Origin of the sequence: Pseudoalteromonas sp. Scap06 (assembly GCF_013394165.1) — a bacterium.
GTDB lineage: Bacteria > Pseudomonadota > Gammaproteobacteria > Enterobacterales > Alteromonadaceae > Pseudoalteromonas.
Window position 1 is genome coordinate 842441 of sequence record NZ_CP041330.1, and the last position, 25127, is coordinate 867567.

At 39.6% G+C, this 25127-nt stretch carries 28 protein-coding genes; 21 read left to right on the plus strand and 7 right to left on the minus strand.

Annotated features, from left to right (window positions below; translation table 11 throughout):
- The first annotated feature begins 45 nt into the window (after window positions 1-45).
- From tdh to glpG, 3 genes are all read left to right on the plus strand, one after another.
- On the plus strand, window positions 46-1071 hold the full coding sequence (gene tdh / locus FLM47_RS03830) for an L-threonine 3-dehydrogenase (RefSeq protein ID WP_178955289.1): 1026 nt from the start codon (window positions 46-48) through the stop codon (window positions 1069-1071).
- Between the two features lie 66 nt (window positions 1072-1137).
- Window positions 1138-1455 carry a thiosulfate sulfurtransferase GlpE gene (gene glpE / locus FLM47_RS03835; protein ID WP_010390998.1) on the plus strand — a complete coding sequence of 106 codons (318 nt, stop codon included), beginning with the start codon at window positions 1138-1140 and terminating at the stop codon, window positions 1453-1455.
- The gene (gene glpG / locus FLM47_RS03840) at window positions 1452-2273 is read left to right on the plus strand and encodes a rhomboid family intramembrane serine protease GlpG (RefSeq protein ID WP_010391000.1); all 822 of its coding nucleotides are present in this window, start codon (window positions 1452-1454) and stop codon (window positions 2271-2273) included. The genes glpE and glpG overlap by 4 nt, the downstream gene beginning before the upstream one ends.
- Here the strand turns inward: glpG and FLM47_RS03845 are convergent.
- Window positions 2270-2668: a flagellar basal body-associated protein FliL gene (locus FLM47_RS03845; protein ID WP_008115596.1), complete on the minus strand. Its 399-nt coding sequence runs from the start codon at window positions 2666-2668 to the stop codon at window positions 2270-2272. The two genes, glpG and FLM47_RS03845, sit on opposite strands and share 4 nt — an antisense overlap.
- Window positions 2669-2916: 248 nt before the next feature.
- Here FLM47_RS03845 and FLM47_RS03850 point away from each other — a divergent pair, with 248 nt between their 5' ends.
- Together FLM47_RS03850 and ubiA are read left to right on the plus strand one after the other, a co-directional pair.
- Complete coding sequence (locus FLM47_RS03850; protein WP_178955291.1) at window positions 2917-3462, plus strand: chorismate lyase; 546 nt, start codon at window positions 2917-2919, stop codon at window positions 3460-3462.
- Complete coding sequence (gene ubiA, locus FLM47_RS03855) at window positions 3459-4337, plus strand: 4-hydroxybenzoate octaprenyltransferase (RefSeq protein WP_178955293.1); 879 nt, start codon at window positions 3459-3461, stop codon at window positions 4335-4337. The genes FLM47_RS03850 and ubiA overlap by 4 nt, the downstream gene beginning before the upstream one ends.
- On the opposite strand, the gene FLM47_RS03860 is transcribed toward ubiA, so the two are convergent.
- The 3 genes from FLM47_RS03860 to FLM47_RS03870 form a co-directional block, all read right to left on the minus strand.
- Window positions 4334-4954, minus strand: coding sequence for a 2OG-Fe(II) oxygenase (locus tag FLM47_RS03860; RefSeq protein ID WP_178955295.1), 621 nt, complete (start codon window positions 4952-4954; stop codon window positions 4334-4336). The genes ubiA and FLM47_RS03860 overlap by 4 nt on opposite strands.
- A gap of 256 nt (window positions 4955-5210) precedes the next feature.
- The gene (locus FLM47_RS03865) at window positions 5211-6089 is read right to left on the minus strand and encodes a LysR family transcriptional regulator (RefSeq protein WP_138605089.1); all 879 of its coding nucleotides are present in this window, start codon (window positions 6087-6089) and stop codon (window positions 5211-5213) included.
- Window positions 6090-6332: 243 nt separating this feature from the next.
- Complete coding sequence (locus FLM47_RS03870) at window positions 6333-6782, minus strand: DUF2721 domain-containing protein (protein ID WP_138605088.1); 450 nt, start codon at window positions 6780-6782, stop codon at window positions 6333-6335.
- 63 nt (window positions 6783-6845) lie between these two features.
- On the opposite strand from FLM47_RS03870, the gene FLM47_RS03875 reads away from it, so the two are divergent.
- From FLM47_RS03875 to tsaD, 3 genes are read left to right on the plus strand one after another with little or no spacing between them, the layout of a single operon-like run.
- Complete coding sequence (locus tag FLM47_RS03875; protein WP_372239236.1) at window positions 6846-7220, plus strand: DUF2007 domain-containing protein; 375 nt, start codon at window positions 6846-6848, stop codon at window positions 7218-7220.
- Complete coding sequence (locus FLM47_RS03880) at window positions 7204-7794, plus strand: YjaG family protein (RefSeq protein ID WP_178955297.1); 591 nt, start codon at window positions 7204-7206, stop codon at window positions 7792-7794. The genes FLM47_RS03875 and FLM47_RS03880 overlap by 17 nt, the downstream gene beginning before the upstream one ends.
- 44 nt (window positions 7795-7838) lie before the next feature.
- A complete protein-coding gene (gene tsaD / locus FLM47_RS03885) occupies window positions 7839-8852 on the plus strand; it encodes a tRNA (adenosine(37)-N6)-threonylcarbamoyltransferase complex transferase subunit TsaD (protein ID WP_178955299.1) in 1014 nt (337 codons plus the stop codon).
- 23 nt (window positions 8853-8875) lie between these two features.
- Here tsaD and plsY read toward each other — a convergent pair whose 3' ends face one another.
- Window positions 8876-9481, minus strand: coding sequence for a glycerol-3-phosphate 1-O-acyltransferase PlsY (plsY, locus tag FLM47_RS03890; protein WP_010391012.1), 606 nt, complete (start codon window positions 9479-9481; stop codon window positions 8876-8878).
- 207 nt (window positions 9482-9688) lie between these two features.
- On the opposite strand from plsY, the gene folB reads away from it, so the two are divergent.
- From folB to FLM47_RS03930, 8 genes are all read left to right on the plus strand, one after another.
- Window positions 9689-10048 (plus strand): dihydroneopterin aldolase, encoded by a 360-nt coding sequence (folB, locus tag FLM47_RS03895; protein WP_178955301.1) that lies wholly within the window; start codon window positions 9689-9691, stop codon window positions 10046-10048.
- Window positions 10049-10537 carry a 2-amino-4-hydroxy-6-hydroxymethyldihydropteridine diphosphokinase gene (gene folK, locus FLM47_RS03900; RefSeq protein ID WP_075170695.1) on the plus strand — a complete coding sequence of 163 codons (489 nt, stop codon included), beginning with the start codon at window positions 10049-10051 and terminating at the stop codon, window positions 10535-10537.
- The gene (locus FLM47_RS03905; protein WP_178955303.1) at window positions 10534-11334 is read left to right on the plus strand and encodes an undecaprenyl-diphosphate phosphatase; all 801 of its coding nucleotides are present in this window, start codon (window positions 10534-10536) and stop codon (window positions 11332-11334) included. The genes folK and FLM47_RS03905 overlap by 4 nt, the downstream gene beginning before the upstream one ends.
- A 146-nt stretch (window positions 11335-11480) precedes the next feature.
- Window positions 11481-12836 (plus strand): UDP-N-acetylmuramate:L-alanyl-gamma-D-glutamyl-meso-diaminopimelate ligase, encoded by a 1356-nt coding sequence (gene mpl, locus FLM47_RS03910; RefSeq protein ID WP_178955305.1) that lies wholly within the window; start codon window positions 11481-11483, stop codon window positions 12834-12836.
- A 1-nt stretch (window position 12837) separates the two neighbouring features.
- Window positions 12838-13461 (plus strand): flavin prenyltransferase UbiX, encoded by a 624-nt coding sequence (locus FLM47_RS03915; RefSeq protein ID WP_178955307.1) that lies wholly within the window; start codon window positions 12838-12840, stop codon window positions 13459-13461.
- Entirely contained in the window at window positions 13458-14387 is a 930-nt protein-coding gene (locus FLM47_RS03920; protein ID WP_178955309.1) for an ABC transporter ATP-binding protein, read from the plus strand. Before FLM47_RS03915 ends, FLM47_RS03920 begins: the two co-directional genes overlap by 4 nt.
- Window positions 14388-15155 carry an ABC transporter permease gene (locus FLM47_RS03925; RefSeq protein ID WP_010391022.1) on the plus strand — a complete coding sequence of 256 codons (768 nt, stop codon included), beginning with the start codon at window positions 14388-14390 and terminating at the stop codon, window positions 15153-15155.
- Window positions 15155-15826, plus strand: coding sequence for a tRNA (guanosine(46)-N(7))-methyltransferase TrmB (locus FLM47_RS03930; RefSeq protein WP_178955311.1), 672 nt, complete (start codon window positions 15155-15157; stop codon window positions 15824-15826). The genes FLM47_RS03925 and FLM47_RS03930 overlap by 1 nt, the downstream gene beginning before the upstream one ends.
- On the opposite strand, the gene FLM47_RS03935 is transcribed toward FLM47_RS03930, so the two are convergent.
- A complete protein-coding gene (locus FLM47_RS03935; RefSeq protein WP_178955313.1) occupies window positions 15823-17691 on the minus strand; it encodes a GGDEF domain-containing protein in 1869 nt (622 codons plus the stop codon). The genes FLM47_RS03930 and FLM47_RS03935 overlap by 4 nt on opposite strands.
- A gap of 259 nt (window positions 17692-17950) precedes the next feature.
- On the opposite strand from FLM47_RS03935, the gene panP reads away from it, so the two are divergent.
- A complete protein-coding gene (gene panP / locus FLM47_RS03940; RefSeq protein ID WP_178955315.1) occupies window positions 17951-19576 on the plus strand; it encodes a pyridoxal-dependent aspartate 1-decarboxylase PanP in 1626 nt (541 codons plus the stop codon).
- A gap of 249 nt (window positions 19577-19825) precedes the next feature.
- On the opposite strand, the gene argE is transcribed toward panP, so the two are convergent.
- Window positions 19826-20971: an acetylornithine deacetylase gene (gene argE, locus FLM47_RS03945; protein ID WP_178955317.1), complete on the minus strand. Its 1146-nt coding sequence runs from the start codon at window positions 20969-20971 to the stop codon at window positions 19826-19828.
- A 221-nt stretch (window positions 20972-21192) separates the two neighbouring features.
- On the opposite strand from argE, the gene argC reads away from it, so the two are divergent.
- The 4 genes from argC to FLM47_RS03965 are packed head-to-tail and all read left to right on the plus strand — an operon-like array spanning window position 21193 to window position 25109.
- Entirely contained in the window at window positions 21193-22206 is a 1014-nt protein-coding gene (gene argC / locus FLM47_RS03950) for an N-acetyl-gamma-glutamyl-phosphate reductase (RefSeq protein ID WP_178955319.1), read from the plus strand.
- A complete protein-coding gene (gene argB / locus FLM47_RS03955) occupies window positions 22203-22970 on the plus strand; it encodes an acetylglutamate kinase (RefSeq protein ID WP_178955321.1) in 768 nt (255 codons plus the stop codon). Before argC ends, argB begins: the two co-directional genes overlap by 4 nt.
- Window positions 22971-22977: 7 nt before the next feature.
- The gene (locus FLM47_RS03960; RefSeq protein WP_010391031.1) at window positions 22978-23910 is read left to right on the plus strand and encodes an ornithine carbamoyltransferase; all 933 of its coding nucleotides are present in this window, start codon (window positions 22978-22980) and stop codon (window positions 23908-23910) included.
- Entirely contained in the window at window positions 23907-25109 is a 1203-nt protein-coding gene (locus FLM47_RS03965) for an argininosuccinate synthase (RefSeq protein ID WP_138605071.1), read from the plus strand. Before FLM47_RS03960 ends, FLM47_RS03965 begins: the two co-directional genes overlap by 4 nt.
- Window positions 25110-25127: the final 18 nt, after the last annotated feature.

Sequence of the window (25127 nt, forward strand, 5' to 3'; positions counted from 1 at the left end):
GTTAAATCGCGGTTATAGTCGCGATTTTTTAATTGAGTGTGGATTATGAAAGCATTATCAAAGTTAAAAGCAGAACCGGGCATTTGGATGACAGATGCGCCAAAGCCTGAAGTAGGCCATAACGATCTGTTAATTAAGATACGTAAAACGGCTATTTGTGGCACCGATGTTCACATTTATAAGTGGGATGAGTGGGCACAAAACACCATTCCTACGCCTATGGTGGTTGGCCACGAATATGTGGGTGAAGTAATTGACATGGGCCAAGAAGTTCGCGGTTTCGAAGTTGGCGACCGTGTATCAGGTGAAGGTCATATAACCTGTGGTCATTGTCGTAACTGTCGTGCTGGACGCGTTCATTTATGCCGAAATACAACCGGTGTGGGCGTTAACCGCGAAGGTGCATTTGCTGAGTACCTAGTGATCCCAGCATTTAATGCGTTTAAAATCCCAGATAATATTAGCGATGAACTGGCCTCTATTTTTGACCCGTTTGGTAATGCAGTACATACCGCTTTATCGTTTGATTTAGTGGGTGAAGATGTATTAATCACTGGTGCAGGCCCTATTGGTATTATGGCTGCAGCTGTAGCTAAACATGTAGGTGCACGTTATGTGGTTATCACCGACGTAAATGAATACCGCCTAGACTTAGCGCGTAAAATGGGCGCAACGCGTGCTGTAAACGTTGCAAATGAAAAGCTTGAAGATGTAGCTAAAGATCTAGGTATGACCGAAGGCTTTGATATTGGCTTAGAGATGTCAGGTGTTCCGAGTGCATTTAATGCCATGCTAAATAACATGAATCATGGCGGCAAAATTGCCATGTTAGGTATTCCACCTTCAGATATGGCGGTCGATTGGAATCAAGTAATTTTTAAAGGCTTAGTGATCAAAGGTATTTACGGTCGTGAGATGTTTGAAACTTGGTACAAAATGGCTAGCTTGATTCAATCAGGGCTTGATTTAAAACCAATCATTACTCATCAGTATTCAATTGATGACTTCCAAGCTGGCTTTGATATGATGATTTCAGGCCAATCGGGTAAAGTAATTCTTAACTGGGATTAATTATCCCCTTGTTAAGAGAATTAAAGGCGGCATTTGTCGCCTTTTTTGTAATTATAAGAGAGCACTATGGCATTTAAACATATATCAATCGCACAAACCCTCGAACTACTAGACAAAGAAGATGTGGTGATTGCTGATATTCGCGATCCTAATTCGTATCAGACAGGGCACATTCCTGGCTCTGAAGCGCTTTCAAATGCAAATATCGCCCAATTTATGATGGAAAAAGAGTTTGACCAGCCGATTATTATTGTTTGTTATCACGGCATGAGCTCACAGGGTGCAGCAAGTTACTTAGTAGAGCAAGGCTTTGAAGATGTTTACAGCATGGATGGCGGTTTTACTGCGTGGGAAGCCGCTTACAAGGATAAAGTAGCACGATGATAGAGCTAGGCAGTCTAACTAACCCCCGTGCTGCACAGGGCTTTATAGATTACCTAAAAAGCCAAGGGCTTACAGGGCAAATTCGTACTGAGGATGGTCATACGCTTGTTATTAGTGTGGCACCTGAAGACTTCCATGCAGTGCAGCCTTTATGGAACGAATTTGCTAAAAACCCTAATCATGAGCGTTACCAACAAGCATCATGGCAAGTAGGTACTACGCAGTCACCGTTAAAGTATCAAGGGCAGTCACTTAATTTAGTCGCTCGTTTTAAAGCCTTAAGCTGGCTTAATCAAGGTGTTAGTATTCTCAGCATTGTTGTTTATATTGCCTTTTTATTTGGTGCGTTTGAGCCTATTTATATGGCGTTGCAGTTCAATCCTGCGTCACCACTTACCTGGTTAACACCTGCTGTTGTGCATTTTAGCGCTATGCATATTGTGTTTAACTTAATCTGGTGGGTATCACTGGGTGACAACATTGAAAAGCAATGTGGTAAGTCGAGTTTAATCGGGCTGTTTTTAGTTACTGCTTTAATAAGTAATTGGGCACAGTACTTAATGGTCGGTCCTAACTTTGGTGGGCTTAGCGGTGTTGTATATGGGTTGTTAGGCTTTTGTTGGATTTACAGCGCACTTAATCCTAAACAGCCTGCACTGGTTACAACCGCAATTGTTGGTTTTATGCTGGTATGGTTAGTACTTGGTTTTGCAGATGTATTATTTGTTGGAATGGCTAATTGGGCACACTTAGGTGGGCTTGTTAGCGGTATGGCTTTTGCCTATACCGCTCAGCTTTTTAAAACAAAAAGCGCCTAATGATATAAATATTTAGTAAATAACAGGTCTCGGATTATTTCTTGGCCTGTTTCTTCCTTAAGTAAGCTTTTTAGTTTTTCTGCGCTTTTAAGGCGAATTTGCTCACGCCCTGTTAAAGACTTTATTTTGTTTTCAGGCTCTTTTGATAATATCTCTACTAGCGCATCACGTAACAGCGGGGTGTGGTGTTCTACAATGGCAATATCGGATGTTTTGTTTAGCATTAAATCTACCGTGACGCGAACGTAACCCATTTTTTTACTTGATGGACCAATGTAATTTGTAATAATGTCTGGCTCAAACCCAAAATAACCCACAGTAGACTCAGCACGTGCTGATAAGCTAGTTAGGCTGACTAAAAGAATAAAAAGGCCTGTAAATACTGTTTTTTTCATTTCAAAAGCGTTTCCGTAAACTGGTTACAAATAGTTTATACTTATTAGTAAATAAGATACAGCAAGATGCTGTTATTTGTTGTGTTTGTAAAAGTACTCTGGATTCAAGTTTGGGATAGGCAATAGCGAGAGTCAAATGCTGATTAGCTTTTTATGACACAGGATGTGCTTGGTATTGAGTAAATCGCGCTTTTTCAAATTCGTTGGCAATGTTATGATCTCTCTGATTTTTTTCAAGTAGAGTTATTGTGATTACTTTTCCTCTTTCTTTATCTGCTGATTGGCAGAGTACCGCTCAAGTCACTGGCTTATCTAACGCTGAGAAAGAGTGGTTATTTGAACCGCATTCTTTAACGGCTAAATTAAAAAGTCAGTCTCAGCGTTTTGCTGTAAAAGTGTTGAGTGAGCAAAAAGTAGACCTTTCTCAATCACAGCAAACGCTATTAAGTAAGCAGGTAAGTACAGTACTTAACCGTGAAGTGTTACTGTTGTGTGATGAACAACCGATTGTTTATGCTCAAAGTTGGTTGCCAGTAACAAGTAATAATACAAACAATCAGCTGCACAATATGGGAGAACGCCCGTTAGGTGATGTTATCTTTCAAGATCCTGCGTTAAGGCGCACTGATATTGAAATTGCTCGCTTTGATGATAATCACTCATTGCAATCACTGGTGAGCGAACTTAATTTACCGAATCACTCTTTGCTGGGCAGGCGCAGCGTATTTTCTTTACATAACTATCAATTTTTGGTCTGTGAGGTTTTTTTACCAGGAGCTTACTTATACTCATGAAACTAGCCGCTTTGTCTGTTAATCATATTCCCCATTACATCCAGTTAATGCGAATTGATAAGCCCATAGGCACTTTATTGCTACTTTGGCCAACTTATTGGGCACTATGGATAGCGAATGATGGTCTGCCTAGCTTAACGAACTTCATTGTGTTTACCCTTGGGGTAATAGTTATGCGAAGCGCAGGATGCGTTATCAATGATTTTGCAGATAGAAAAATTGATGGCTCAGTAAAGCGTACTTGTCAGCGGCCGCTAGCGACCGGAGCGGTAAGTAGTGGCGAAGCAATTAGTTTGTTTTTATTACTCGTTGTCATCGCTTTTATATTAGTATTACTGCTTAATACCAATACTATTTTGTTATCGTTTGGTGCACTTGGATTAGCGTTTTGTTATCCCTTTATGAAACGTTACACGCAACTTCCTCAAGTTGTATTGGGCGCGGCTTTTGGTTGGGCAATCCCTATGGCTTTTATGGCATCAATAAACTCTCTACCCGTGCAGGCATGGTTGCTATTTATTGCCAATATTTGCTGGACGGTGGCTTACGACACTATGTACGCAATGGTTGATAGAGACGATGATTTAAAAATAGGAGTAAAATCAACCGCTATTTTATTCGCCAGTTATGACCGCCATATTATAGCGCTACTTAACTTTAGCTTTTTTGCGTTGATGGTTTTAATTGGGTTGATGAATCAAATAGGATTTAGTTTTTGGTTGGGATTAGCTATTGCAGCAATGTTACTTGTGTATCAACAGCGTTTGATTCATTTACGCCAGCGAGATAATTGTTTTAAAGCATTTTTAAATAACCATTACGTAGGACTGGCTATTTTTATTGGTTTATTATTTTCTTACCCCGTTTTTGCTTAACGGGGTGGGTCGATAATGCCACTAATTGACGCGTTTTTTCTGAACCAACCAGCAATCGAATAGCGGTTATCAACAGCAGGAAGTACTTCATGTACAAAGCGTTCGCTTTCAAATAATACCAAAGTGCCTGCTGTGGGTTTTATTACTATTTCTATGCCTTTACTTTTAGGCTTGTAAATAACTAGCTCTCCACCTTTCTCTGGAGAGTTCAAATATAATACGGTAGTAAAAACACGGTTTGAACGACCTTTAAATGCATCTACATGTTTTTTATAAAAATCACCTTGCGTATATTTTGCATAGTGACATTCATAATCAAACAAACCCATAAAGAAAGTTCGATTAAGCGTATTACGAACTGCTTCCATTACTTGCTGGTAGCCAAGTTGTGCATTTGAACTGCCATCAAACCAATAGGTTTTGTCTTTACGAACTGTATTATCAATTTGCAAGTTATTTAATCGACCAATACCAGCAAGGCTAAAGTGTGGATTTATTCTGTAGCAATCTGCCATTAAATCAAAGATTAGGTCACTATCAATGGCGTTTTCAATAATGGCATAACCATGCGTTTCAATCTGCTCTAGATAAATTCCAGAAGCTGTAAAGTTGTTCATTAACGCTAGTCATAATAGTAGGGAGCGTTAGTTTAATGTAAAAAAACTTTAAAGCTACAAATTTATAGCTGTTATCATACCAATTACATTAAATGAGTGCTCCATTATAGCGACAAGTAAATAAGTCAATAGCAAGGCAAAAATAATGACATATAGTTGTTCTATATGAATAATTTTTAACGCAGCTAGCGATTTATTTAATACGCTAAAATGATCATGTTTTTAATAAAGTTGGTATAAAGCGCATGGTGTAATGTTATGCTTTTGATACTTTATTTATTAGCGAGAGTAAGTGATCAACATGCTCACCCGCTTCTATTTGCTGGCTGGTTTGCACAATAAGTTGCTCATGGCTAATATCGTTATTAGTTTTAAGTTGAATCAAATTTTGGTTTTCTGCCACAGAGCTGGTGTGTTCAATACCGGCAATCGCAAAATGGTCTGATTTTTCAAGTCCAGCCATGACCTGCTCAATACTGCCCACTTTAATAGTTGATACTTTATTTAATGAGTCTACTACTTCATTAAGCATTGATTGCACTTGTTTTGACTGTGAAAAACAACTGAACATTGGATAACTTTCGAGTTCTTTTTTACTAATATCGCTTTTATTTGCTAAAGGATGTTGTTTTGAACAAAATAAAATAAGCTGATCAGGTAATTGTATGTCGCTACCAATGCTATTGACTATTTGCGAGCATACACTAATGTCAATTTCGCCTTGAAGTAACTTTCTATGAAGCTCAGTTTTGTTTTGTAGCTGCATTTCGATTTTAACATGCGGGTATTGGCTTAAAAATTCACCGCAGGTAATTGGTACTATGCTGCTAGTTGTTGTGGTGTAACCAATAACCAGTTTTTTCTCTTCAGTGCCATTAATTGACTGAAAAGCACGATGTTTTATTTGTTCTAGCTCATTGAGGGTATTTTTTGCAAAGTCGAGGAAAAGTTCGCCTGCTTGAGTTAATTTAACCGAGCGAGTAGAGCGAGTAACAAGCTCATAGCCAAGCTCTGTTTCAAGAGTTTGAATACTTCGAGTTAACGCCGATGTGCTAATTTGAGTTTGTTCTGCAGCTTGCCTAAAATGACGAAGTAGGCCAAGCGCTACAAATTGTTCTAATTGTTCAAATCTCACTATATAGTCCTTTTTTATAGGTAAGCTAGGGGAATTACAGATTAAATACTGACTTTATATCCCTATAGTTCAGTTGAAGTAATGTTTTTAACCACCTCATTAGATTAACTTTCTTTTTGCCTTATTTAAAGAGAATAGTTGCTAAAAATTGTTATACCTTTGGGTAATGTTAAGTAACTGTTGGGTTTTATCATTAGCCTAATTTGTGCAATTTTATAACCGTTTTCTTAGAATTTCGGTTTGTTAATTACTGTTTTTGCTTTTAGGGTTGGGCTCAATAAAATTTTTACTTACTCGGTTACTTAAAGGCTTACTTTCAATGTTTTGCAATTCAATTTCTATGGCATCACAAGAGATGTGAATTTCAAATAAGGAGGTGAGTAAAGACAAGCTTAAGCAACTTAAACTGACACCAAATAAAATAATGCCCGTGGTATTAAACTCTATAAATAATGCGAACATAGATAGCGTACATAATAAAAAAGCAGCCACTCCGTATACTTGCATGGTTCTTATTAATTTTATTCGCTTTCTAAGGTTGGTTATTTGCGCCACCACAACAGGACGAATAGATTCCCCTTCACGTGCATTCAGTTCTCGTATTAGTTGCGCTAGCACTAAAAATCGGTTTGTATAGGCGAGTAACAACAACGAGATTGCTGGAAAAAGTAAACCTGGAGTAGTTAGCGTCATAATGTGTCCTTAAATCATATTATTTGCTTTAGGTTACGCAGGCAAATTGTACACATAAAGTAAATGAGGTGGATATTGCAAAATATTAATAATAGCGATTCAAATATAACATCATTTGATTGGGTTACGCTTTATAACGCAGAAAATAGTTTAGAGGCCAATATTATAAAAGGATTGATTCTGAATGCGGGAATTGAGTGTCAAATTAAAGGTGAAATGCTGCAAGGTGCAATGGGCGAGATCCCGTTTGAGCAAACACAAGTAAGTGTGCAGGTTTATGCGATAAAAGAGCGCCATGCACGCGAAATATTGGTAAACTATCAGCAAGTAAAACAATCCGCTCCAGATTGGGTGTGCCCTAACTGTAATGAGCATAATGGATCAACATTTGATTTTTGTTGGTCATGTGGGACTTTAAAGAATGACAAAAGCGAATAATTTTCAGCGTATTAGAGAGTTAAATTACCTGCAAAAAGCGGTATTGGCCAGTGCGTTAATAGAGCGTATGTTGCCTAATTATGGACTGTTTAGTGAGGCTACCGGTTTTGGCGATGAGGTTATTTTACGTAATGCTTTAAATGTATGTTGGGAAAAGATACTGCTTCCTAAAAGTAAAATTGACTTAGAAAAGCAAGTCGAAAAAATTGAGCCTAATGTACCTGAACTTGCTGATTTTGATATGTTTGGCACTTACCCTGCGATTGACGCTGCAACTTCATTATTGAGCTTAATGCATGGCCTTTTAGCACAAGACGAGCAAGAATTTGTTAATGTGAGTAAAATATCGCAGGCAACTGTGGCTCGCTTTATTGAGTATCAAATGACGGTTGAAGGGGATGTTGCTGATAACAAAGCAGTGCGTGAACACCCACTAATGCAATACGAAATAGAAGTATTAAGTGAACTAATTGATTTTGTAGAAGCTATGGGGCGTATTACTGCTGAAAATGTAAAAGCATTGAAAAAGCATGTCCTTGCTGATGGCCAAACTAACATCGGTTTAGCACTTTAAGTTATTTGTTTTAAACACCTTGTTAGGTGGCAGGAGAATTAACAATGCGAATTTTAGGCATTGAATCATCATGCGATGAAACTGGTATTGCTATTTATGATGATGAAAAAGGGCTACTGGCTCATCAATTATATAGCCAAGTAAAAGTACATGCTGATTACGGTGGTGTGGTACCTGAACTTGCATCTCGCGATCATGTACGTAAAACATTGCCGCTTATCGAGGCGGCATTTGCGCAAGCTGGCTGTGGACCTGAAGATTTAGACGGCATTGCCTACACGGCAGGACCTGGTTTAGTGGGGGCATTGTTAGTAGGTACCTCAATTGGTCGCTCTTTAGCGTATGGTTGGGACATTCCAGCTGTAGCAGTGCACCATATGGAAGGGCATTTATTAGCGCCAATGCTTGAGGAAAACGTTCCCGAATTTCCATTTATTGCTTTACTCGTATCTGGCGGTCATACCATGATGGTAAAGGTCGCGGGTATTGGCCAATATGAAGTATTGGGTGAGTCGGTAGATGACGCTGCAGGTGAAGCATTTGATAAAACAGCTAAATTACTAGGACTTGATTACCCTGGCGGTCCTCGTTTAGCTAAAATGGCTGAGCAAGGCGTTGCCAAACGATTTGTTTTTCCACGCCCGATGACAGATAAGCCTGGTCTTGATTTTAGCTTTAGTGGCCTAAAAACCGCCGCTTCGATTGCTATTCGTGAAAATGATAGTGACGAGCAAACTAAAGCAGATATTGCCCATGCATTTCAAACAGCTGTTATAGATACTCTAGTGATTAAGTGTAAGCGAGCACTAAAGCAAACAGGTATTAAACGTTTAGTCATAGCCGGTGGTGTAAGTGCTAATACGCAACTACGTTTGCAACTAGAGCGTGTGATGCAAGGTATGAAGGGCGAAGTGTATTACCCACGCACTGAGTTTTGTACCGACAATGGCGCAATGATTGCTTATGCTGGTATGCAGCGTTTAAAAGCGGGGCAGTTTGCTACGCTTGATATGAAAACTAAACCGCGCTGGCCAATCGATAGCCTAGAAGCAATATAGTTAACCAGAACCTAGGTTAGTTATTACTTCTTATCATTTGTAGGGGCTTGTTTAGTCCCTACTTTTGGTTCTTCACCTTTAAATAAACGCACAATATTAGTGCGATGCCTAATAATGATCAGTAGCGTAATAAAGGTCACTGGTAAGGTATATAACGGCTTTATCCACCATGTATATAAAGGTGCTAGCGTCACAGCTACTAACGCTGCAAGGGATGAGTAGCGGGTAATCGCGACAATAATCAGCCAAGTACCAATCAATAACCCACCTAAAGAGAGCCCTATCGGCAGTAACGAGCCAAATGCTGTTGCGACCGCTTTCCCTCCTTTAAAACTAAAAAATAATGGGTACATGTGCCCTAAGCATGCTGCAACCGCAATTAAACCGAGCTCTAGCGGCTCAAGTTTTAAAAAGTAAGCGCCCCAAACAGGGATAGTGCCCTTTAAAATATCAAATATTAACACTAAGCATGCGGGGAGAGCGCCGCCTAAACGGTAAACATTGGTTGCTCCTGGGTTATTGGAGCCATTTGTGCGTGGATCGGGAAGTTTGAATAGCCGCGACACTAAAATGGCCGATGAAATCGAGCCGAGCAAATAGGCTAATACAAACATTAAAATGACTAACACGCGCTTCCTTATTTTTTAATCATTACTTTTAAGCTATTATTGGCGTCAAAATTTACGGGTTTCTTAAATTACTCGCAATTTTGTAATTATTCTATTGTAGAAGTAATTTTAGTATATTTAAACACTGATTAAAGTATATACAGTATTAATTTGATTGATACAATATGTAATTAACTCAGTGACTTGTTACAGTCATTTGGAGTATCAATGGACAAGGTATTTATATCACAATTGCATGTCGAAACGATTATCGGGGTGTATGATTTTGAAAAGAAAAGTAAACAAAGCCTATACTTTGATATTGAAATGCTAAGCGACATTAAGCCCGCAGCACAAAACGACGATATTAACTTAGCATTAGATTACGCTAAGGTGAGTGAGCGAGTTATCGAGCACAGCACGGCTAAACCAGTCGAACTTTTAGAAACGCTAGTGGAACAATTAGCGCAAATTATCTTAACCGAATTTAATACTCCTCAAGTAACGATAAGAGTTAGCAAGCCCGCTGCAGTTTCACAAGCGCAAACTGTGGGTGTAGAGATTACGCGCATCAAGGCTACGGCTTAAATGGCGCAGATATTTATTAGCCTTGGTTCAAACATTAACAAGGCAGAGCATATTCGGCGTGCTCTAGTGGCGTTAAATCAGCACTTTGAAAACACACATCACTCATCAGTATTTGAAAGTGAAGCTGTGGGTTTTGCCGGTAATAACTTTTATAACTCAGTACTTGCAGCCACCACTAACATGGCGCTTGTTGATGTTTGCGCGTTATTAAAACAAATTGAACGCGACAATGGTCGCCAAGCAAATGATAAAAAGTTTAGCCCACGTACACTGGATCTCGATTTACTCTTTTATGATGATGTAATTTGCGAGAGCCCAGCACAATTACCGCGTGACGAAATTACTAAAAATGCCTTTGTCTTGCAGCCTTTAGCTGAGGTGGCCCCTGATTTTTATCATCCGGTAGCAAAACAAACGATTGCCCAAATATGGAATGCATATAACAACCCTCAACAAAAGCTATGGAAGGTGGAGTTTTCTAACCCATGAGTATTATAGAAATAATTGTTTTAGCCCTAATTCAGGGATTTACTGAGTTTTTACCTATATCGAGTTCGGCACACTTAATTTTACCATCACAAATTTTAGGCTGGGAGGATCAAGGGTTAGCGTTCGATGTTGCTGTTCACGTAGGCACTTTAATTGCGGTTGTTATTTATTTCCGTAAAGAAGTAGCCGATATACTCGGTGCTTGGTTTAAATCGTTTGGCGTGCAGGGCACAACAGATGATAGCAAACTAGGTTGGTGGATCATTTTAGGTACCGTGCCAGCAGCTATTTTAGGCTTGTTATTAAAAGATTTTGTTGAACTGTACTTACGCAGTGCATGGGTGATTGCGACCACAACAATCGTATTTGGTCTATTGCTTTGGTACGCCGATGCCAAAGGTAAGCAAATAAAAACAATCTATCAGCTAAACTGGAAAACGGCCCTCATTATTGGCTTTGCACAAGCCGTTGCAATGATCCCTGGCACTTCACGTTCAGGTATTACCATGACAGCGGGTTTAATGTTAGGTATGAACAAACAAAGTGCAGCGCGCTTTTCGTTTTTATTAGCTATTCCAATCATTTCAATGATGGGTATTTATTATACTGCAGAGCTTGCCCTTGGCGATCATATCGTAGATTGGACGGCATTATTGTTAGGTGTAGTGCTGTCGTTTTTATCAGCTTATGCTTGTATTTTTATGTTTTTAAAAGTGATTGAGCGAATGGGAATGCTACCATTTGTTATTTATCGTTTATTATTAGGTGTCGGTTTAATATTCTTTTTAATGCTATAAGTTATTAATCTTCAGGAAAGCCTCCCACTTTGGGAGGCTTTTTTACTTGCGCCAAGGGTTAATGGTAACTTAAGCTAAATTTTGGCATTATAGCGCCATTAAATTTTGCCCTAGAGCAAACTCCGCGCAGGATGAAAGGATAGTAAATGCATATACATATTTTGGGTATTTGTGGCACATTTATGGGTGGTATTGCCGCTATAGCTAAATCATTGGGTCACCACGTTACTGGGTCAGATCAAAACGTTTACCCACCAATGAGTACTCAGTTACAAGAACTGGGTATTGAACTAACACAGGGCTATGACGTATCTCAACTAGAGCCAGCTCCAGATATCGTTGTTATTGGTAATGCTATGAGCCGTGGTAACCCGTGTGTTGAATATGTACTCGATAAGAGCCTGCCTTATACTTCAGGACCTGAGTGGCTAAAACATAACTTACTACAAGATTCGTGGGTGCTGGCTGTGGCAGGAACTCATGGTAAAACAACCACCGCCAGTATGTTGGCGTGGATACTTGAATATGCGGGTTTAAAGCCTGGCTTTTTAATTGGCGGAATTGTACAAAATTTTGGTCTTTCTGCGCGAGTTGGGCAAACGCCATTTTTTGTTATAGAAGCCGATGAGTACGACACGGCCTTTTTTGATAAACGCAGCAAATTTGTTCATTATTTACCTCGAACACTTATTTTAAATAATCTTGAATTTGATCATGCTGATATTTTTGAAGATTTAAACGCAATTAAAAAACAATTTCACCATTTGATTCGTACACTACCGCAAAGCGGCAAAGTGCTGTGGCCAAAAAATGATGAAGCACTGAGCGATGTGATTACAAAAGGCTTGTGGAGCGAGAGCGAAACTCTAGGCGATGACTGGAATTATGAATTACTCAAAGCCGATGGTTCTCAATTTAATGTTTTACTAAATAAGCAGTTACAAGGCGTTGTTAGCTGGCAAGCGATTGGTGAGCATAACGTTAAAAATGCCATGATGGCTATTGCAGCAGCACGCCATGTGGGAATTGCAATAGAACACAGTATTGAAGCTTTGGGTGAATTTATAAGCCCAAAAAGGCGAATGGAGCTTAAAGCAGATATTAATCATATTAAAGTGTATGACGATTTTGCCCATCACCCAACCGCGATTCAAACAACACTTGCGGGGCTGCGTGCTAAAGTGGGGGATGAAAAAATTATTGCGATTTTAGAGCCGCGCTCTAACACCATGAAAATGGGAGTGCATCAATTTACACTTCTCGATTCACTTCGCGATGCAGACGACGTGCTGTTATTTGAGCCAGAAAATTTAAACTGGTCACTTAAAGAGCAAGCTGACAAAGCGGGTATGCAATGCTTTGATTCTACAACCGCTATTATTGATACAGTACTTGAGAATATTGAGCCAAATCAACATGTTTTAATTATGAGTAATGGTGGTTTTAATGGTCTTCATCTGCAACTTGTTGATGGTTTGGCCGATAAATACAGCGGAGAATAATGTGCAATTTAAAGATACAATTACCTTAGCATTTAGTGGCGCATCAGGCGCACCATATGGATTAAGGCTGTTGGAAGTGTTACTTGAACAACAATTTCAAGTGTATGTGCTTATTTCAAGTGCCGCGCGTGTAGTTTTTGATACCGAGTCTAATATAAAGTTATCAGGGAATGAAGATAAAGCTACCGAGCAGTTAAGTGCATTATTTAACGCCAAGAGCGAACAATTAAAGGTATTTGGCAAAGATAACTGGTTCAGCCCTGTAGCTTCGGGCTCTGCAGCGCCGAAAAAAATGGTAGTATGTCCATGTAGCGCAGGATCTGTGTCTGCGATTGCAGTCGGCGCATCAGATAATTTATTAGAGCGCGCCGCCGATGTGGTGATAAAAGAGCGAGGTCAACTTATTTTAGTGCCACGCGAAACCCCGTTTAGCGAAATTCACTTAGAAAATATGCTTAAATTGTCGCGTTTAGGGGTCACTATCATGCCCGCTGCACCTGGTTTTTATCATCAACCACAAAGCATAGAAGACTTAGTTGATTTTATGGTGGCGCGAATTTTAGATCATTTAAATATTGAACATAATCTCACAAAGCGCTGGGGTTATGGTGAGGGTAAGAAATGAATAAGCAAAATATTGCTTTAAATATTGAAGGCCTTACCAAGGTTTACAAAAATGGGGTTGAGGCAGTAAAAGGCGTTGATTTACAAGTGCATGAAGGTGACTTTTTTGCACTGTTAGGTCCAAATGGAGCGGGTAAATCAACCACTATTGGGGTGATATCTTCTTTGGTAAATAAGACCAAAGGTAAAGTTGAAGTATTTGGTCATGATATTGATACCGACCTTGAAGCGGCGAAAGCCAACTTGGGCTTAGTGCCACAAGAGTTTAACTTCAGTCAGTTTGAAACCCTAAGCCAAATACTCGTTAATCAAGCAGGTTACTACGGTGTACCGCGCGGCGAAGCGCACAAACGTGCTGACAAGTACTTAGCACAACTTGGGCTACTTGAGAAAAAAGATAAGCAAGCGCGTACCCTTTCTGGTGGTATGAAGCGTCGCTTGATGATTGCACGCGCCTTAATGCATGAACCAAAGTTACTTATTTTAGACGAACCAACTGCGGGCGTTGATATAGAGCTGCGCCGCTCAATGTGGGAGTTTTTAAGACAAATCAACGAACAAGGCGTGACCATTATTTTAACCACTCACTACCTTGAAGAAGCCGAACTACTGTGTAAAAACATCGCTATAATTGATACCGGCCGTATAGTTGAAAACACCACCATAAAAGCCTTGTTGGCTAAATTAGACAAAGAAACCTTTGTATTGGATTTAAAACAGCCTACCAATCCGGTGACGCTTGAAGGGTATAATTTTACCATGACTGATGATCACACCATTGAAGTTGAGGTGGCTAAATCACAAGGGCTTAATGCTGTATTTAGCGCGTTAACCGAACAAGGTAATACTGTGCTAAGCATGCGTAATAAAGCAAATCGATTAGAAGAATTATTTGTAGGTTTATTAGAGCAAGGGCGGGGCGAATAAATGTTTAAATATGGCGTAGCCTTAAAAAGTATTTGGATTAAAGAGTGTATTCGCTTTTTGCGTATTTGGGTGCAAACCTTAGTGCCGCCAGCGATTACTATGAGCTTATATTTTGTTATTTTTGGGAACTTAATAGGCTCGCGTATTGGCGATATGGGCGGCTTTAGTTACATGGAGTTTATTGTTCCTGGCCTTATTATGATGTCAGTTATAACAAACTCTTACTCGAATGTGGCTTCGAGCTTTTACTCAACTAAGTTTCAAAAAAGTATTGAAGAGTTATTGGTTGCACCTGTGCCTAATTACATCATTGTGTTGGGTTATATGGGCGGAGGCATGACCCGAGGCATTATGGTGGGCTTTATTGTAACGTGCGTTTCTTTATTTTTTGTAGATATACAAATACATAATATTTTTGTGATTATAGCCACTGTTATTCTTACCTCGGCGGTGTTTGCCTTGGGCGGGTTAATCAACGCTATTTATGCAAACAGCTTTGATGACATAAGTATTATTCCGACCTTTATTTTAACGCCTCTAACTTATTTAGGCGGAGTGTTTTACTCAATCACTTTACTGCCTGATTTTTGGCAAATGGTATCGCAAATAAACCCGATCATTTATATGGTTAACGCATTCAGATACGGATTTTTAGGTGTTTCTGATGTTGATTTAACGGTTGCGATTGCGGTGTTGTTGGTGTTTATCAGCGTATTATTTACTTTAGCACTTACGCTAATTAAAAAAGGTGTGGGGCTAAGACACTAATGAGCGATGCAAATTCACGTAGTATTGTATCTAATCAAGCGGGACTTCATGAAAAGCTTGATGAAATAGTTAATAAACACTTACAAGCCGAGTTTAAAAAGCCAATTGCAGCGCATACTCAAACCGCATTTGATGAAGTTAATGCTAAGGTGCAAGCCTTTGATGGACCGCTTATTCTAGACTCCTGTTGTGGCGTTGGCGAAAGCACTGCTAATTTAGCGAAACGTCATCCTGATGCGTTAGTTGTGGGTATTGATAAGTCATCTCACCGACTTGATAAGCATGATGTTGAGTATAAACAAACTGAGAGTGGTCAATACATTTTGGTGCAAGCTGACTTAAATGATTTTTGGCGTTTAGCTGTCGCTGCTAATTGGCAGCCTACTCATCATTATTTGCTATACCCAAACCCGTGGCCTAAGTCTAAGCACATTCAACGGCGCTGGCATGGGGCGGCTATCTTCCCCTTTATTGTAAAACTAGGTGGTTTGCTTGAAGTGCGCAGTAACTGGGATATCTATGTTAAAGAGTTTGCCAGAGCGCTCGAATTAACAGGGCATCCATGTGAAACTGTATTGTTTGAATCAGACGAAGCAATTACCCCTTTTGAGCGTAAGTACTGGGCCAGTGGTCAGCAAAGCCACCGACTAGCCATTAATCTTAATAACTAATTCATTGCTTTTTTAAAGTCAGTAACATGTGGCGTTGATTTGCCAAGGTAGCTACCTTGCATCAGCGTCACATTTAGCTGGCTGAGCAACTCTGCAACTGTATTACTTTCTACCGCTTCAATAACCAATTCAAGTTCAAGCTGCTGAGCTATATCAGCGATATAGGTTATAAATAGCGACGTATTTGCATCATTTAACAGCTGCTTTGTGATTGCACCATCGAGTTTAATACCATCAACCTCCACTTTTAACGTATTGAGGGTATTAATAAATTCATTACCCCAGCAGTGCATCACCACCTTTGCTCCCTTACTTTTTACCATTGCGATAAATGACTTTATTTCGTAGTAATGTGAAATAACCTGCGACTCTAAAATTGAAATAGTGATATTTTCAGGATTAGGATAGCGATGAAGTTCATAGGCAATATGATCATAAATAGTGGGATCAGCAATGTTTTCAGCGCACACTGTTAGCTCCCAACAAATTGCCGATTTACGAAAACGTGAAACACATTGAGTAAATAGGGTATGGGTTAACATGCCATTCATACGCAGTCTATCTAGTGCATTTGCAAAGGTATCAGGGGTTAAAATCTCCCCTTGTGAAGTGACTATTCTCGGTGAGCAATCATACCTAATAACTTCATCGGTATGAGTATTTATAACCGGCTGGAAGTAAGGAACAACACGATGAGCATCAAATGCTTCACGAATTTCTTTTGCTATTTCAACATTATATAAATATAGAGATTTAGCGTCGTTAATTGCCTCACAGTAGTTAACTATGCTCTGATCGCTCTGCTTAGATTGCAGTAACGCAATATGAGCATTCTTAAGCAGTAATGACTTATTGCCTCTAGCTACACCAGCGTTAAGGGTAATATAAATAAAAGGCTGATTTAAAAACGGTATATTTTTATCATGTGACTGGATGATGCTATATAGCTCATCAAAGGGAGTTTCTTTATCAGTCAAAATAGCGAGTTTATTAGTTGCAATACGATAAATACGTGCGTGCAAACGGGCTTGCTGCTTAAAGTGAGTGAGCAGCTTTTTCATCACTTCATCGGCTGTTTTTGTGCCAAAAAAACGGCTGATATTATCAATTTCGTTCACTAAAATAATCGCAATTTGTAAATGATGTTCATTGCTTTTTTTTAGCCGTTTTTCTAAGGCAATATGATTTTCAAATCCGCTTGCATGGTCGCTCATTAATGAACGACGTACTCCATAGTAATAAAGAATATAAACTATTAATAAAATAATAATTACGCAGCAAAAATGAAACATAGATTGATATAAGTCTGTTTTTAACGCATTGCTAATTTTATCAACGCTAATATCTGCAGCTGTAATATAGGTTCTGCCATTTTTTGCCAGATGAGGAATATATACTGTTTTAGAATGGCCGCGATGCGCTGTTGAGGTTTCAAAAATAGGGGCCGTTGATAAAAATGCAGCCATAGTTATTGGCGTGGCTTCGGGATAAAGATCTAAAAACTGAGTAACTTTACCGTTATTTTGATCATCTTGAGTGTAGCTAGAGGCAGTAAAATAAACATTCTCATCAATCAGTACCATTGAATATAAATAATCTATATTTAAATCATTGGCCAATGCCGAAAGCTGGTCGGCTTTATTTTGATAGCTTGAAAAGCTAATTTCTTGCGCTACTTTATCGTGATAATCACTACCTAAAATGTACTTTACGCTGGTGGCTGCATTTAATAAACGATTATCAATGCTGCGTATCACATCATTATTGATGGCAGTGTAGGTGTAGTAACTGTAGATTATTAAGCTGACTAAAAAAAAGACGGTACCGAGCGCCAACCGAGTTAATTTTAGATTTCCTTTTAGCATGTAACATCCTTATTTTTTGTTAGATTTATTATACTTAAAAATTATAAATGCCCAATATTTTAATTACCCTTTGTACTAAATATAAAAAATAGTGAAATGTTATCTATTTTGTATTGTCTTTTATGGCTTAAAACGAGACATTTTTGTCATATTGCAGTAAAGTTAGCGCAATTTTTTAGAAATGCCGTTGCTTAAAAACACCTTAAATTAGCGTGTTTTACAAACTAACAGGTGTTTTAGTCACACACTAGGTATGAAGATGGATCAAAAGCGTTGTGCCGTCGCCTCTAAAGAAAGCCTCAAACGGATATTTACCGTTCCAGAGGCCCCTGACTCAACTTTGAGCAAAATAGAGCTTGAAATTTCGAGTAATTTAGCAGGTTTCTTAAACGAAAATATCGCGGCAATTGAAAAACCATTACATGAAATAGAAAAAGATTTTCAATCGGCGGCTATCCCTGAAGAGCCAACGTTTGTGTCTTGCTATGCCCAAGATATTATGGAACAGCTGGTTGCTCATTCTGTACATACCGCAGCGCCAAGCTTTATTGGTCACATGACATCTGCTCTGCCACATTTTTTACTGCCGCTTTCTAAATTAATGGTTGGGCTAAATCAAAACCTTGTAAAAATAGAAACCTCAAAAGCGTTTACCCCATTAGAGCGTCAAGTTTTAGGAATGATGCATCATCTAGCTTATGGACAAAATGATGGCTTTTATTCTAAATGGATGCACAGTGCAAAAACCTCTTTAGGAGCATTTTGCTCTGGTGGCACAGTAGCTAACATTACAGCACTTTGGATTGCCCGCAACCGCTTATTAAAAGCAGATGGCAACTTTAAAGGCATTGCTGCACAAGGTTTAGTGGCGGGAATGCTTCATTATGGTTACAAAGGACTGGCGGTTTTAATCTCTGAGCGAGGTCATTACTCGTTGGGCAAATCGGTAGATTTACTAGGTATTGGCCGTGAGAATTTAATTGGTATTAAAACATCGGCTGATAATAAAGTTGATGTAGATTCTATGCGAGAAAAAGCGCTAGAGCTTGAAGCGCAAGGCATTAAAGTGATGGCAATTATTGGTGTAGCCGGAACGACTGAAACTGGTAATATCGATCCACTTGAAGACATGGCTAATTTAGCACAAGAAATTAATTGCCATTTTCATGTTGATGCGGCGTGGGGCGGAGCTACTTTACTGTCTAATACCCATAGGCACCTTTTAAAAGGTATTGAGCATGCAGATTCAATCACCATTGATGCGCATAAACAAATGTATGTACCGATGGGAGCAGGTTTGGTGCTGTTTAAAGACCCTGCTGCAACTGATGCCATAGAGCATCATGCTGAATATATTTTACGTAAAGGCTCTAAAGATTTAGGCAGCCATACCCTTGAGGGGAGCCGCCCTGGTATGGCGATGTTAGTGCATGCTTGCTTACGTGTTATTGGTCGTAAAGGCTACGAAATGCTTATCGATCGCAGTATTAAAAAAGCCCGTTACTTTGCTGATTTGATAAAAGCAGATGAAGACTTTGAATTAATATCAGAACCTGAGCTATGTTTGCTAACTTATCGTTATGTCCCTAAGCAAATTAAAAATGCGATAGCACAGGCCAACGCACAAACCCGTTTAGATATTTTTGCCGCGCTTAATCGTTTTACTGCAAGCATGCAAAAACGTCAACGTGAATCAGGTCGCTCGTTTGTATCGCGTACACGTTTAACGCCAGTTCAATATGATAACCAACCAACCGTGGTATTTAGAGTGGTGCTTGCGAATCCGCTTACATCAGGTGCAATATTAAAAGAGATATTAGATGAGCAGAAAGAACTAGCTCAAACCGACCCTGTATTTAAAAAGTATTTACGAAAATATATGTAACTAACCTGAACTCTGGTTAAGAGATTTACTAACATATTGAATCAAAGATGATATTTATGTTTATTTTCTCTAGCCAGAGATTTTCAGTGAAAACAAGGCGAACTTACGCGTCAATAGCTAGCCTATTGCAAGTAAATTCAACGCAGTTAGCGCTAAAAATAGCTGCTTGAGATAGATATATTACTCAGAGTTCAGGTTAAATATAAATGCTATAAAAAAGACGCTTAATAGCGTCTTTTTTGTTACTGATTAAAAGCAACTCGCCTTTATGAGGTTGCTGATAATTTGTTGCGAAGGCTTTATTTTTTCCATCGCTAAATATTCATCGGGCTGATGCGCTTGGTTAATTGAACCCGGTCCCATGACGATGGTTTCACAACCCAGTTGTTGTATAAATGGTGCCTCAGTACAGTAATTAACAGCCACTGCTTTTTGCCCTGCTATATTTTCGGCAAGTTTAACTAACGCGCTGTCTGTGCTTCCTGTAAATGCTGGAATTGGCTCATGTAAATCAATCACACTGACCGAATTAGGGTATTGCTGATTTATATCGTAGGTTGCATCAAGCAGCAATGCTTGCAGCTCTTGTACACTTAAGCCAGGAAGAGGGCGCATATCAATGTGCATTTCACAGCAACCGCAAATCCGATTCGCATTATCGCCCCCATGAATATTGCCTAAATTGAGCGTTGGGTAAGGAATTTCAAAGTGATTTATTGAATATTTATTCTTAAGTTGTTCTTTTAAGATTAGCAATTTTGTAATCACTTTATGCATCACTTCGATGGCGTTAAGACCCCGTTCGGGATCTGAGCTATGTCCTGAACGGCCGACAACTCTTATTGCTGTACTCATATGACCTTTATGAGTAAATACCGGCGTCATATCAGTAGGTTCACCAATAATACAGCGACTTGGCTTTAAATTTGGGTGCTTACAGATTTGTTGTGCGCCAGCCATAGTGGTTTCTTCGTCTGCGGTGGCTAATATTAAAATTGGTTGTGTTTGTTGCTTTTCATCAAGCTCACTAATAGCCTGCAGTACAAAAGCAAAAAAACCTTTCATATCAATGCTACCTAAGCCATATAGTTTATTATCTCGCTCAGTTAATTTAAATGGGTTGTGATTCCAACGACTATCATCAAATGGCACCGTATCAGTGTGACCTGCCAGCATTAAACCGCCGTCACCTTGACCGCGTTTTGCTAATAAGTTGTAGCGGCCTTTGTTGCCTTTTAATTCTATTATTTCACAGGTAAAACCTAAGCTTTGACACCATTGCGCTAGCAATTCAATGACACTCTTATTACTCATGCATAAATGATCTTCAATGGCACTAATAGAGGGGGCAGCAATCAATTGCTGGTACATCGAAATAAATGACGGCAGAGACATAAAAAATTCCAAAATAAGTATTCATTTTAATTGCATAACAATATAAAAGTATTTATGATGAATATCAATTCACTTTTTAAGCATAAATATATTAAAGTTACGCCATGAAAATAATACGACGATAGTTATCACTCATAAATTTAATCTGTTTGGCTGGGTTATACCCTAGTGTAAACAAACAACATGGAATGTGGTCACTAATTTTAGATAAAGAGTAAATAATGAACGTAGTAATTATAGGTGCCAGCGGTTACAGCGGCGCAGAACTGGCTAGCTTAGTAGCAAAACATCCAACTCTTTCGCTAACTGGCTGTTATGTATCAGCGCAAAGTTTAGATAAACATAAATTGCTTAGTGAATTGTATCCTGAGCATTTAGGATTACTTGATTTACCTCTGCAGCCACTAAATGAACATGCACTTGCTGATATCACTCATTCAGCAGATTACGTTTGTCTGTGCACCGATCATAAAGTAAGTGTGGATTTAGCGCCTCAGTTTTTAGCGATGGGCAAAAAGGTATTTGACCTTTCCGGTGGCTATCGTCTTGCAAGTAATGATGATTACGTTACTTATTATGGTTTTGAACACCAACACCCAGAACTACTTAATCAAGCGGCTTATGGTCTTGCTGAATGGAATAGTAAAGCCATTACTGATGCTCAGTTAATTGCTGTTGCTGGCTGCTATCCAACGGCTGCATTAAATGCATTAAAGCCTCTTCAGCAAGCGTGTTTGTTGAGTGATGAAAAAATTATTATTAATGCAGTTTCTGGCGTAACGGGCGCAGGGCGTAAAGCCAGCCTAGGGACTCATTTTTGTGAGGTATCACTTGCACCCTATGGTTTGTTTAATCACCGTCACGGGCCTGAAATACAACAGCACCTAGGTCATGAGGTGTTATTTACTCCTCATTTAGGTAATTTTCCGCGCGGTATTTTAGAAACTATTTATGTGCAATTAAAGCCGGGTGTGACCAGTGAGCAAGTAGCTAAAGCTTATCAAGTATTGGCTGATGAGCCATTAATTCGTTTGCTTGGCAGCAAAATCCCTTCGATTAAAGGGGTGGCCAAACAACCTTATGTAGATATTGCGTGGCAGCAGCAAGGCTCACAGTTAATAGTAATGGCAGCAATTGACAACTTATTAAAAGGGGCAGCTGGTCAGGCTTTGCAATGTATTAATTTATCAATGGGGCTTCCCCACACTACAGGTCTAATAGGAGCGTTTAGATGAGCAGTAAAACGTGGGTTATTAAACTCGGTGGTGCAGTACTCAATACTGAAAATGCCGCTAAAGCATTATTTGAAATACTCAACGAGCAAGATGATGCTCAGTTTGTGATTGTGCATGGTGGTGGCTCATTAGTTGATAGCTGGTTAAAAGAGGCTGGTTTTGCCAGTGCTAAACACCAAGGTTTACGTATTAGCCCTAAAGAACAGATGCCTTATATTGTTGGAGCCCTTGCGGGTGCGGCAAACAAACAACTCATGGCGCAAGCAATTAGTGTTGGTCATAAGCCGGTGGGGTTAAGTTTATATGAAGCAGGGATCACCGCCTCGCAAAAATTAAAAGCATTGGGTCAAGTAGGTCAATGTCACAACAATGCTGATTCTATTATTGATGATTTACTCAGTGTTGGCCGGTTACCAATCATCAGCTCTATCGGCTTTGATGAACAGGGCTTGTTATACAACGTTAATGCAGATGAAGCAGCCGCCGCAATGGCAAATAATTTAAATGCAGAACTTATTTTTATGACGGACGTAGAGGCGGTACTTGATGCCAATAAGCAGCCTTTACATCAACTTGACACAAAACACATTGATACTTTAATTGCAGAGGGAGTAATTGTGGGCGGGATGGAGGTCAAAGTTAAGACCAGTCTTCACGCTGCCCAACATTTACGACGCGGTGTGTACATTTCCAGCTGGCAAAAGCCAGAAAACTTAACTGCTTTGCTGCAAGGCGAGCATGTCGGAACTAAAGTAACACCATAGGTTGAACATGTTTAAAGATTTTTTAACGGGTCTAGAATTAGACCAACAAGGCGCACTAAATTTATTAAAGTTAGCGCAAGATATTAAAGAAAGCCCGAGTAAATATAGCCAAGTATTAGCTGGTAAGTCAGTGGTTACTTTGTTTGAAAAGCAAAGTTTACGTACTCGCCTTTCATTTGATATTGGTATAAACCGTTTAGGGGGCCATGCGGTTTACCTTGACCAACAAAATGGTGCAATGGGCGCCCGCGAATCAATAAAAGATTTTGCCTTAAATATTTCGACTTGGGCAGACGGGATTGTTGCGCGGGTTAATCAGCACAGTACGTTAACGACACTCGGTGAGTATTCATCCGTTCCTGTGATTAACAGTTTGTGTGATTTATATCACCCATGCCAAGCATTAGCTGATTTTTTAACGCTACAAGAAGTACATGGTGATGTTAGCCAGTTAAAGCTTGCCTACCTAGGTGAGGGCAATAATGTAACACACTCATTAATGCTATTAGCCGCTACTTTAGGAACAGACTTTGTCGCTGTAACACCAAAAGGCAGCTCACCTGATTCGCAAGTACTTAAAAAAGCAGAGCAAATAGCAGCGATGAATGGCGCTTCTGTAATGGTAAGTGACAGGGTTGAGGCTGCAGTAGGCGCTAATGTTGTTTACGCCGATACCTGGGTATCAATGGGGGATACAACTCCTCTTGAGCAAGTAAAAGAAAAATACATGCCTTATCAATTAAACCAGGCATTGTTAGAAAAAACCGGTGCAACTACGGTATTACATTGCCAACCGGCACACCGTGAGTTTGAAATTACTTCTGAGGTAATGGATGGCCCTGCATCAAAAATTATACAGCAAGCAGAAAACCGCATGCATGCGCAAAATGCGCTATTAGTTACATTGTTAAATCCAAATTTTGTTAAGGAACACCTATGAGTTCAATTAAAAAAGTCGTTTTAGCCTATTCAGGTGGTCTTGATACATCGGCTATCGTGCCATGGTTAAAAGAGAACTACGGCTGTGAAGTTATTGCCTTTGTTGCCGATGTTGGCCAAGGCGCTGAAGAACTTGAAGGCGTAGAAGCTAAAGCTATAGCGTCTGGTGCATCTGAGTGTTACGTGGTTGATTTAAAAGATGAGATGGTAAGCGATTATATTTACCCAACGCTTAAAACGGGTTCTATATACGAAGGAACTTATTTACTTGGTACCTCTATGGCGCGTCCAATTATTGCTAAAGCGCAAGTAGAAGTTGCGCGTAAAGTAGGTGCCGATGCACTTTCTCACGGCTGTACAGGCAAAGGTAACGACCAAGTACGTTTTGAGTCATGTTTTGCCGCACTCGCACCTGATTTAAAAGTGATTGCGCCATGGCGTGAGTGGGATTTATCAAGCCGTGAATCACTATTAGATTATTTAGCTGAGCGTGATATTCCATGTTCTGCGTCAGCAACAAAAATTTATAGTCGTGATGCGAACGCATGGCATATTTCACACGAAGGCGGCGAGCTTGAAGACCCATGGTGTGAGCCAAGCGAACAAGTATGGACCTGGACTAACTCACCAGAGCAAGCGCCTGATAAAGCCGAACATGTCACTTTATCGGTTGTTGAAGGTGAAGTAGTTGCCGTAAATGGCGAAGAGCTTAAACCTTATGATTGTTTAGTTAAATTAAACGATATTGCATCACCTCATGGTGTGGGTCGTGTCGATATTGTAGAAAACCGTTTAGTGGGCATGAAATCACGTGGTTGTTATGAAACGCCAGGCGGTACTGTGATCATGGCGGCGCTGCAAGCTATTGATGAGTTAGTACTTGATAAAGCGAGCCGTAAATGGAAAGAAGTACTCGGTGGTGAATTTTCACACTTAGTCTACGACGGTCGTTGGTTTACGCCGCTAAAAGATTCTATTTTAGCCGGTGCAGAAGCGCTGTCTACACTAGCAACGGGCGAAGTGGTACTGAAGCTTTATAAAGGCCAAGTCACTGCGGTTCAGAAAAAATCACCTAACAGTTTATATAGCGAAGATTTTGCTACCTTTGGTGAAGACGATGTTTATGACCAGTCGCATGCAGAAGGCTTTATTCGTTTATTCTCGCTATCAAGCAGAATCTCAGCATTAGCTAAAAAGTAATTTTTTATGCCCCTTGGA